Origin of the sequence: Candidatus Bandiella numerosa (assembly GCF_021811875.1) — a bacterium.
GTDB lineage: Bacteria > Pseudomonadota > Alphaproteobacteria > Rickettsiales > Midichloriaceae > Aquirickettsia > Aquirickettsia numerosa_A.
Genome location: NZ_JAJBJD010000018.1, coordinates 1 through 10,092, shown reverse-complemented (window position 1 = coordinate 10,092; position 10,092 = coordinate 1). Strand labels below are relative to the sequence as shown.

11 protein-coding genes, 1 tRNA gene and 1 pseudogene are annotated in these 10,092 nt (G+C 33.0%); 3 read left to right on the top strand and 10 right to left on the bottom strand.

What is annotated here, in order from left to right; translation table 11 throughout:
• The 6 genes and pseudogenes from L8D11_RS01395 to L8D11_RS01370 form a co-directional block, all read right to left on the bottom strand.
• Nucleotides 1–140: pseudogene (locus L8D11_RS01395) on the bottom strand (IS6 family transposase); the annotation flags it as partial.
• Between the two features lie 121 nt (nucleotides 141–261).
• Nucleotides 262–573, bottom strand: coding sequence for a divalent-cation tolerance protein CutA (gene cutA / locus L8D11_RS01390; protein ID WP_236869889.1), 312 nt, complete (start codon nucleotides 571–573; stop codon nucleotides 262–264).
• 71 nt (nucleotides 574–644) lie between these two features.
• Nucleotides 645–720: transfer RNA gene (locus tag L8D11_RS01385), tRNA-Lys, on the bottom strand.
• Between the two features lie 72 nt (nucleotides 721–792).
• Nucleotides 793–1,209: a nucleoside-diphosphate kinase gene (gene ndk / locus L8D11_RS01380; protein ID WP_236869888.1), complete on the bottom strand. Its 417-nt coding sequence runs from the start codon at nucleotides 1,207–1,209 to the stop codon at nucleotides 793–795.
• Nucleotides 1,210–1,395: 186 nt separating this feature from the next.
• Nucleotides 1,396–2,199, bottom strand: coding sequence for an enoyl-ACP reductase FabI (locus L8D11_RS01375; RefSeq protein WP_236869887.1), 804 nt, complete (start codon nucleotides 2,197–2,199; stop codon nucleotides 1,396–1,398).
• A 25-nt stretch (nucleotides 2,200–2,224) separates the two neighbouring features.
• Nucleotides 2,225–2,665: an RT0821/Lpp0805 family surface protein gene (locus tag L8D11_RS01370; protein WP_236869886.1), complete on the bottom strand. Its 441-nt coding sequence runs from the start codon at nucleotides 2,663–2,665 to the stop codon at nucleotides 2,225–2,227.
• A gap of 152 nt (nucleotides 2,666–2,817) precedes the next feature.
• Between L8D11_RS01370 and L8D11_RS01365 the strand changes: the two genes are divergently transcribed.
• Together L8D11_RS01365 and ftsH are read left to right on the top strand one after the other, a co-directional pair.
• The gene (locus tag L8D11_RS01365; protein ID WP_272906003.1) at nucleotides 2,818–3,651 is read left to right on the top strand and encodes a pyruvate, water dikinase regulatory protein; all 834 of its coding nucleotides are present in this window, start codon (nucleotides 2,818–2,820) and stop codon (nucleotides 3,649–3,651) included.
• Nucleotides 3,652–3,746: 95 nt separating this feature from the next.
• Nucleotides 3,747–5,633 carry an ATP-dependent zinc metalloprotease FtsH gene (ftsH, locus tag L8D11_RS01360; RefSeq protein WP_336886375.1) on the top strand — a complete coding sequence of 629 codons (1,887 nt, stop codon included), beginning with the start codon at nucleotides 3,747–3,749 and terminating at the stop codon, nucleotides 5,631–5,633.
• Nucleotides 5,634–5,761: 128 nt separating this feature from the next.
• Here the strand turns inward: ftsH and L8D11_RS01355 are convergent, their stop codons facing one another.
• From L8D11_RS01355 to dapB, 4 genes are read right to left on the bottom strand one after another with little or no spacing between them, the layout of a single operon-like run.
• Complete coding sequence (locus L8D11_RS01355; protein ID WP_236869884.1) at nucleotides 5,762–6,937, bottom strand: aminotransferase class I/II-fold pyridoxal phosphate-dependent enzyme; 1,176 nt, start codon at nucleotides 6,935–6,937, stop codon at nucleotides 5,762–5,764.
• Between the two features lie 9 nt (nucleotides 6,938–6,946).
• Nucleotides 6,947–7,810, bottom strand: coding sequence for a diaminopimelate epimerase (gene dapF, locus L8D11_RS01350; RefSeq protein WP_236869883.1), 864 nt, complete (start codon nucleotides 7,808–7,810; stop codon nucleotides 6,947–6,949).
• Complete coding sequence (gene dapA, locus L8D11_RS01345) at nucleotides 7,794–8,678, bottom strand: 4-hydroxy-tetrahydrodipicolinate synthase (protein WP_236869882.1); 885 nt, start codon at nucleotides 8,676–8,678, stop codon at nucleotides 7,794–7,796. The genes dapF and dapA overlap by 17 nt, the downstream gene beginning before the upstream one ends.
• Nucleotides 8,671–9,402: a 4-hydroxy-tetrahydrodipicolinate reductase gene (gene dapB / locus L8D11_RS01340; protein ID WP_272906002.1), complete on the bottom strand. Its 732-nt coding sequence runs from the start codon at nucleotides 9,400–9,402 to the stop codon at nucleotides 8,671–8,673. Before dapB ends, dapA begins: the two co-directional genes overlap by 8 nt.
• Before the next feature lie 155 nt (nucleotides 9,403–9,557).
• On the opposite strand from dapB, the gene L8D11_RS01335 reads away from it, so the two are divergent.
• Nucleotides 9,558–9,983, top strand: coding sequence for a hypothetical protein (locus L8D11_RS01335; protein WP_236869880.1), 426 nt, complete (start codon nucleotides 9,558–9,560; stop codon nucleotides 9,981–9,983).
• Nucleotides 9,984–10,092 lie beyond the last annotated feature (109 nt).

Below are 10,092 nucleotides of genomic sequence, written 5' to 3'. Positions count from 1 at the left end.
GTTTCATGACTTACTTCTATTCCTCTGTATAATAGTTGCTCTCTCACATCACGATAGCTCTGATTAAATCTATGATATTGCCATATCGCCTGTCCTATTATCATCATTGGATATCTATGTCTGTTTGTTGTGCCCTTCATCTTTTTTGATATTTATTTTTTTAAATCCTACAATTTTATAATCTTTTATTCAATATCAGAATTTTATTCTATTTTTAACTTGACTGTGCCTTGAAAAATGCTTTTCATCAAACTGATTATATTAGCTATTCAATAACCAATCAGTAAATTTTTTTGAGGAGTTTGACGCCCTAATTTCAATAATACATGGAGTATCATAACTGTGTAACTCTATAATTCTATCTTCTATTTTTTGAAAATGTCCCGATAGTGTTTTTAATATAAGTATTGCTTCATCCTCCTCATGAAATTTGTTTTCATATTCAAATATAGAGGTGACATTATCAATAATATTAGCACATGAGATAAGTTTTTCCTGAACTAAAGTTTTTGCAATTATTTTTGCTTCTATTTTATTAGAACATGTAACGTATATAAGGCTTACTTTATGCATTAGTTAAATTACTTTTGTTGTTATACAAAAATTGGCCTAGAAAATATGCTTTACTAAAAGTGCTTATAATTTGGTGATCCCGACAGGATTCGAACCTGTGACCTACTGATTAAAAGTCAGTTGCTCTACCGACTGAGCTACGGGACCATTAGTACCTTGGAAATTATATCATATTGAACATACTAAAACAAAACTTTTTTACTCAATAGCTAAATAAATTTATCCCACTATTTCGGACTCACTAAAGAAGAATGTAATTTCATCTTTTGCACTTTCAATAGAATCAGATCCATGTACTGAATTAGCTTCAATATTTTCAGCGAAATCCCGTCTAATACTGCCTTTTACAGCTTCTTCAGGATTAGTAGCTCCCATAATTTCTCTATTTTTGGCTACAGCATTTTCTCCCTCAAGAACTTGAACTACTACAGGTCCAGATATCATAAAGCCAACCAGGCTATTAAAAAAAGGTCTATCTTTGTGCGCGCGATAGAATGACATTGCTTGCTCTTCTGTCAACCTAATTCTTTTTTGAGCTACAATCCTCAGACCATGCCCTTCAAACCTGCCGTTTATTGCTCCGGTCAAATTTCTTCTAGTTGCGTCTGGCTTTATTATACTAAGTGTTCTTTCCATTTTATTATTATGCTAATTTGTTTCCAATAGGAGTTCTCTTAATACACGGTTCATGACCATTTGTATATATTTTTTTACTTGAAGCGCAAGGACTTTTTATATCATAGACTGATGGATCCTTTGGTTTGCATCCTACGAGGCTTGCAAATAATAGAAAAAAATAACTACTTTTTTCATAATCAATACCTAGCTTTGTTGATATAATAATCTTGGTGAGCCTAAAATATTATACCCAGCGTCTACAAATATAATTTCACCAGTGATATTTGACGATAGGTCACTTAGTAGAAATGCTGCTGTATTCCCTACGTCATAAATCGTGACATTCCTTTTAAGTGGAGAGTTTTCTTCATTAAATTTTAACATACTTCTAAAATCACCAATGCCTGATGCGGCTAATGTTTTAATCGGTCCTGCTGATATTGCATTTACTCGTATATCCAATTCACCCAAATCTGCAGCTATATACTTAACACTTGATTCAAGTGCAGCCTTTGCAATACCCATTACATTATAATTCGGAATAACCTTTTCGGCACCATAGTAAGTTAATGTAAGAATACTACCACCAGGCTTTAATATTTCTGCAGCTTTTTTCGATGTATATACGAAGGAATAGCAAGAAATATCCAATGTATTTAAAAAATTACTTCTTGAAGTATCAACATAGCGACCTTGAAGTTCGTTTTTATCAGAGAATGCTATTGCATGTACAAAAAAATCAATTTTACCATAGCGCTCCTTTATCAATTCAAATGCTTTATCAATAGATGTTTCATCGCTTATATCACATTCTATCAGCAAATCAGATTTCAGTTCCTCAGCAAGAGGTTTAACTCTTTTTGCAAGTATTTCATTTTGGTAACTAATTGCAAATTTGGCACCATAATTATTACAAACTTTTGCGATACCCCATGAAATAGACTTATCATTTGCCAAGCCCATTATCAAGCCAACTTTACCTGATAACATTTGATTTAAATCGCTCATATTGTATATCCATATTTATTTATCTTTATTTAACTATTTCCCAAGAACCATCAGATCTTCTGCATGCAGTACCAAAACCCCTTTCGGCTTTGTCACCAATTTTTATCTCCTGAGTGTATTCTCTGCAATTTTGTCCATTGCTATTTATAAAAGTATTAGTGGGCTTCACATATCCAGAAGCATTAGTATCAGGATTTTTCCATGTTGATGCACTACCTGATTTGTTATATTCTAAAGCGCTAACTTGGCTTTTTTGCTGCAATTCTAAGTCCCTTCGATCTAAACTCTTTCCTAATTCACTTCCAACCATAGAGCCAACGATTGCGCCTGCAGCAATAGCAATGCCTTTGCCACTTCCTCCTCCAATAGTCGATCCTACTAAAGCTCCTGCTACGCCTCCTCCAATTGCTCCCATTTTTGACTTACTCACTTTTCCAGCTTCATTAGTAAAACAGCCTGTTAGCAAAAAGATTGGAAATAACAATGCAACAATAAACTTCAACATGCAGCTAAATGTATATGTAGTTAATTTGAAGATCATAATATTAATACATTGAAATGCAAGCTTTTATAACTATATCTATGGTATAAAATTTTAATTTATTCACCTGGTATTCAATGAATCTTCCAAATTTAAGTGTATACATGGTCTCAGATTCTTCAGGAGAAACAGTTATTGCTGTAACAAAAGCTGTTATTTCTCAATTTGACAATATTGAGGTGCAAGAATATATGTGGCCATTGGTAAGATCGAAGGAGCAAATAGATGAGATTGCCACTGAGCTACAAAAAAATCCGGGAATTGTCATATACACAATACTTAATAAAGAATTAAGAGAACATTTAAAATTAAAATGTAGCGAATTAAACGTAAAGTGCTTTTCCCCAATTGCAAATATAATTTCCGAAATATGCTCATATTATGGCGTTCTTACGTCCAAAAAAACTCCAGAAAAAGAAATATTATCTGATCTAAATTATTTTAAGAAAATAGAAGCTATAAATTTCACAGTGAATCACGATGACGGGCAACAAAGTAAAGACTTTAATAATGCTGATATCCTTTTGACTGGTGTTTCTAGAACATCCAAATCACCAACTTCATTATATTTAGCACAAAGAGGTTATAAAGTTGCAAATTGGCCAATTATCAATGGCGTTGATTATGATTTTTCTTTAATCGATAAACCTTTGGTAGTAGGTCTAACAATAGGTATTGAACGATTGATTCAAATCAGGCAATGTAGGTTAATGGGACAGGATTTAAAAAATTTCAAAAATGATTATACTGGTGCAACTAGCATTAAAGATGAAATTAAATACGCTAATAGAATTTTTAATAAGAACAATTTCCCTGTTGTAGATGTTACATCAAAAGCTATTGAAGAAATATCAGCTGAAATAATTAACTTATATTTTGCAAAAAAAGGTGAACATTTAATAACCATTTAATTTGGATTATTAGTATAAATTTGATGATTAATAGTTCATATTATGTTAGAAATTATAGTTTGAAATAACAATAAACTTAAATATATAACTTTGTCATGAAAGATTTTAAAAGTAACTTCAGCACTAATTTAATGAAGTGGGTGGGCATTATTTTTTTAATTATAGTTGCATACAGCTTTGTAGATGTGGCTAACATATCAAACAAAAAGCTAATTTTCTCCGATTTTATGGATAAAATATCAAATGGAGAAATTAAGGAAGTGAACATAAAGGGTAGTGATGTTGAAGGAAAGCTTGCTAATGGTGAAAGCTTTGCAACATTATCGCCAAGATTTTATCCGCAACTTATTGATGATTTAAGAGCTCAAAATGTAAAAATAAACATTGTCCCCATAGAATCAACTATGGGCAACATACTTGGTATAGTTTTTTCATGGCTACCTATGATTGTTTTAATAGGAATTTGGATATATTACTTGAAAAATATGCAAGGGGCAGGTGGAAAAGCCATGGGTTTTGGAAAATCAAAAGCTAAGCTAATGCAAGATCAAAATAAAAAGGTTACATTTGCTGACGTAGCAGGAATTGATGAAGCTAAAGAAGAATTGAAAGAAGTGGTTGATTTTTTAAAAAATCCTGCAAAATTCGATAAATTAGGTGGTAAAATTCCAAAGGGCTGTCTACTTATAGGGGCACCAGGAACTGGTAAAACCTTGCTTGCAAGGGCAGTGGCGGGAGAAGCTGGAGTTCCGTTTTTTACAATTTCAGGCTCAGATTTCGTTGAAATGTTTGTTGGTGTTGGAGCAAGTAGAGTAAGAGATATGTTTATGCAAGCTAAAAAACACGCACCTTGTATAGTTTTTATTGATGAGATTGATGCGGTTGGTCGTCACAGAAGCTCGGGGCATGGAGGAGGTAATGATGAACGTGAACAAACTTTAAATCAATTGTTGGTAGAAATGGATGGTTTTGCTGATAATCAAGGTATAATTGTTGTCGCCGCAACTAATAGACCTGATGTATTAGATTCGGCATTACTTAGGCCTGGAAGGTTTGATAGACAAATTACTGTACCACTTCCAGACATCAAGGGCAGAGAGCAAATATTACAGGTGCATATTAAAAAAGTTCCAATAGCTCCTGATGTTGATGTTAAAGTCATAGCTCGTGGGACCCCAGGGTTCTCTGGGGCAGATCTTGCAAATTTAATCAATGAAGCAACACTTGCAGCTGCTAAATTAAATAGGGAAGTAGTTACCATGCATGAGTTAGAACATGCTAAAGATAAAGTAATGATGGGCGCTGAAAGAAGGTCTATGGTAATGTCGGAAAAAGAAAAGGAAATTACCGCATATCATGAGGCTGGGCACGCATTAGTGGGATTGTATTTACCTGAATCTGACCCTATTCATAAGGCAACAATAATTCCAAGAGGAATGTCTTTAGGTATGGTTATGCAACTCCCAGAAGCAGATAAAATTAGTGAAAGTAAAGCTTATTTGAAGGCTAAGATTGCTATTTATATGGGTGGTAGGGCAGCTGAAGAAGCGACTTTTGGTGAGGATAAGGTTACAACTGGGGCTTCGCATGATATTAAAATGGCTACAAAAATAGCAAAAAATATGATAACGAAGTGGGGGTTTAGTGAAAAAATTGGACCTATAATGGTTGGCGAAGATAGAGAAGATGCAATGATGGGATTTGGAATAGAGAAGTCTCACAATATATCTGGTAAGTTGGCTGAAACAGTCGATAAAGAAGTTGATAGATTGTTAAGAGATAGTTATGAAATTGCAAAAAACATCATTATAAAACATAAAAAGAAACTTGAGATTTTAGCAAAAGCACTAATAGAATATGAAACTATTACTGGAGATGAGATTAAGGATTTGATGTCTGGAAAGAAAATAAGAAATAATGATGAAAAATCAGAGACGGATAGCAAAAATTATCCAACTTCATCTGTGCCCAATAGTTATTGATAACTGAGAATATTAATATATTGCGTATTAAAAGCTATTTTGTAAAATTTATGCATAGAGCACTGCACCACTCTTGATCTAAGTCTTTATTAGTAATGGAAGTTTTTATCTGCAGAAGTGAAGCTACATTATACTTTTAAATTTTCTTTAATTCTTGTTGCAGCTTCAATTATCTCTTCCATAGTTGGAACTAGCGCAAATCTAACGAAATTTTGCCCAGGATTTATCCCATCTGCTTCATCAGAAATTAACTGGCCAGGAGTAACAATAATTCCCAATTCTATGAGGGTGTTAGAAAATTTTATACTATTTTGCCCTTTTGGTGTTTTTTGCCACACATAAAATGTTGAATCACCTTTGGGGGTTTCTAGGCCACAAGAGGTAAGCGCCTCTATCATTATATCACGCTTTTTCCTATATTCCTCTCTCATTTTTAGTACCTCCATCTGATCATTCAGTGCAAGCGTTGCTACATCTTGTATGAAGGTCGGAGTACCAGAATCAATGTTGGTTTTTACTTTTTTAAACCCAGAAATAATACGTTCATCTCCAGCCACAAATCCTACCCTATAACCAGTCATATTACTGCGTTTTGAAAGTGAATAAAACGTTATCACACCAGTTTTTTGAATTTCTAATATACTTGTAGGTTTTTCTCCGAAATAAATGTCATTATAGCATCCTTCATCAGCTGCAATTATTACGTTGAAATATTTAGCCCAAGAAACTAAAACTTGCAACCATTCTCTAGGTGCAGAAGCTCCTGTAGGTGAATTTGGATAATTTGTCCATATTATTTTAGCCTTGTGCGCAATGTCGTCTGGTATTAATGCAAAATCTATTAAAAAATCATTTTTTTCGAGTAAGGGAGTAAAATGCACTTTACCCTTTCTAAATTTTGTTCCTGTCTTATAAGCTGGATACCCAGGCGTGGGGCAAATTACTATGTCGCCTGAATTTATAAATCCTGCTGGAAAGTTAAAAATTGCCTCTTTTGAGCCGATAGTTGATGAAATTTCTGTCTCAGGATTAAGATCTACGCCATATTCTCTTTTCATGTAATTTGCGCAAGCTTTTCTGTAGCTTATATCTCCAATATAGCTTGGATAGCCTGAATATGCTCTATTTCTGGCAAATTTTGAAAGATTATCAATAATAAAATCTGGAGTAGGGCTTTTAGGATCTCCAACTCCAAAATCAATAACTTTAACACCTCTTTGTTTTAGATCAGCTACCTTTTTGTAGATTTCCGAAAAAGGATATTCTCCAATTTCGTTTATTATTTTTGAGTATATAATGTCCATAACTAACTATTATTTTAATATTTTTTCAATAAAATCTTTAGCAAAATCACCACTTGAAATTCTAGCAACTTCACCAGTTAAAAACAACCCTTCATCAGTTATTTCAACACCTACATTACCACCTTTCATATGAACTATAACATTCTTATCTACAAAACCAAGCTTATGCGCAACACAACTTGCTGCAGAGCTACTTGTGCCAGATGCTAAAGTATAGCCTGCCCCTCTTTCCCAGATTTCTATTTTAATGTTAGCTCTGTCCAAAATTTGAACAAATTGTACATTTGTTTTGTTCGGAAATAGCTCATGATTTTCTAACAACGGGCCTAATCTTTTCGCTAAATCTTCAGTAACGTTTTTTTTAAATAGCACACAGTGAGTATTACCAATATTTACACAACTAATTGATTCTTTTTCACCAAGCAAGTTGATTTCGTGATTAAGTACTTCTTTAGAAGCAAGATTCATTGGTATTTTTTCACTTAAAAATGAATACTCACCCATAGCTACCTTAATCAGCCTAGATTTTAAATCAAGGATATCAATTCCTACCATCCCACCTTTAGTGTATAACTCAAATTTGTTTTCTTTAATATATTCTTGATCGTGAATATACAGGGCAAATATTCGTATACCATTACCACTTTTTTCTGCTTCTGAGCCATCAGGGTTGAAAATTTGAAAAGAAATTTTGCCATTTTTAATTATTGGACCAAACAAAATGCCATCTGATCCTATTCCATAATTTCTATGACATATTAGTCTTATATTCTCTTCATTTAATTTTAAATTGAAGTTCAATTTATTAGGATCAATTACAATATAATCATTGCCGAGTCCATGATATTTATAAAAATCAGCCACTGATTTCATTGTAAAATTTAATTAATTTTTGTTTATCATCGCCACCCAATTGGCATAAAGGCAATCTAAATTCTTCCTTAATCTTACCCATGTGTGCAAGTATTGTTTTTACAGGAATTGGGTTACTTGATATAGACAAAAGCGCCTTCATTAAATTATATAATTTATAATGACTTTGTTTGGCAGCTTCAAAATTACTAGTAAAACATTGCCAAACAATATTTTTCATCTCTCTTGGAAAAATATTAGAGATTACTGATACAATTCCGTGTCCACCTAAAGACATTATAGGGTATGTTAAAGCATCGTCTCCTGATAATACAAAGAAATCATTATCAACTTGATTAATCACATCCATTATCTGAGATAAATCACCACTTGCTTCTTTTACACCAATTATGTTTTTGTGCCGAGATAACCGCAACAACGTTTCTATTTCAAGATTAACCGCAGTTCTACCTTTGATATTATATAAAATCACAGGAATATCTATTGAATCGGCTATTTGTTTGAAGTGCCTATATAAACCTTCTTGCGGAGGTTTATTATAATAAGGGTTTACAGAAAGTATGGCATTAGCTCCAAGATTTTGCGCTTGCTTGCTTTTTTTTATTGCTAATTCAGTATTATTACTTCCAGTACCTACGATAATTTTTATTGTATTTTTTGAAATTTTAACTGCAAGGCTTATAATTTTTTCTGCTTCAATGTCATTAATTACTGGACTTTCACCAGTGGTTCCTAAAATAACCAATCCATCAACTTTTGCTTGAATTTGCTCATCGATTAGCTTTTCAAGAGCTCTGTAATCAACTGATTTATCTTCATTAAACGGTGTGACTAATGCAGTATACAGCCCAGAGTAATTGTTAGACATTTAATAATTCCTCCATATAACTTTCAATATTATAAAAACCCTTTTTATTTTTTATCCATTTGGCACAATTTAATGCTCCCTTTGCATAACAACTTCTTCCTTTGGAATCATGAGAGATTTTTATAAAATCTTCAGGACTGTCAAATATCACCTCATGCTTACCAATAACACTACCACATCTTGAAGAACTAAAATGAATCTCGTCAGGCTTCATTTCTCTATCAACCCTCTCAGTAATGATTTGTTTTTTACGTGTGATGTTATCAATTATTATTTGTGCAGTTGTCAACGCTGTTCCTGAAGGTGAATCCTTTTTTTTATTATGGTGAATCTCGTGCCCCATGACATCATACTCATCAAATTTGTCTATTATAATAGAAGCCTCTTTTATAATTTTCAAAAATACGTTAACTCCAATGGCAAAATTGGATGCATAAATGAATCCTATTTTAGTTTCATTTATTAATTTTTGAACTTTTTGAATGCTACTATACCATCCAGTAGTACCACATACTACATGCGTTCCTCTTGAGGAGATGATTTCAATGTTCTCTAAACATGTCGATGGCTCGGTAAATTCTATAGCAACTTCGTCTTTTCCAAAATTATATGACAACAATTCACTTTTGCTATTAATTATTTTAGATATAGGAATTTGCAATTTCGCAGCCTCTTTTTCAATCATTTGGCCCATTTTTCCATAACCTATAATTGCTATTTTCATGTCCATCTTTTAATTTTGTCCGAAAGAGTAACATTTTTCTCTTTGTAATGTCAAGGATATTAAGTTAGGTTTTATTGTAGATTTTTATTGCACTTTACTTATCATTGATGTACTACTCGGAGGTGGACTAATTTTATTAAAAAGGATGGTGGTGTATGACTGATTTTGCGTCAAAAAAATTGAAAAAAAGAGGATTTGAACAATCATATTGGGAACAAATCATTCTCTTAGTAGAACTAGATTTGCAACAAGAAGAAGGGAATCTACCCAATAAAAATGATCCTCTGTTTGAGGGTAAACTTGAAGCAAGAGCCAAGAAATTGGCTGGGTTATTCGATCTAGAAAAATCACAATGTCAAGATGATTCGCCAATTGTAAAGGATTTACACGATGGATTGAAGAAATTGTATGAGGAATTAGGAGAAATAGACAATAAAGCAAAAACTACTGGATTACAGGATAAACTTGATGCTACCAAAAAAGAGATAGCAGATATAAAAAGTACTCCATCTTACCAGCGCCATGAAGCATATGCTCAAAATCCGACATTATTAAAGGCTGTGACGGCACCGTCAAGTTAATGGAAATATGGCCGCAACACAACCCTGACCCTTAAATTTTAGGCAGCAGCTATCTCTTGGATAGCTTCATCCCAAATAAATTTAGCTTTTTGAAAATTCTCTCTTTGGA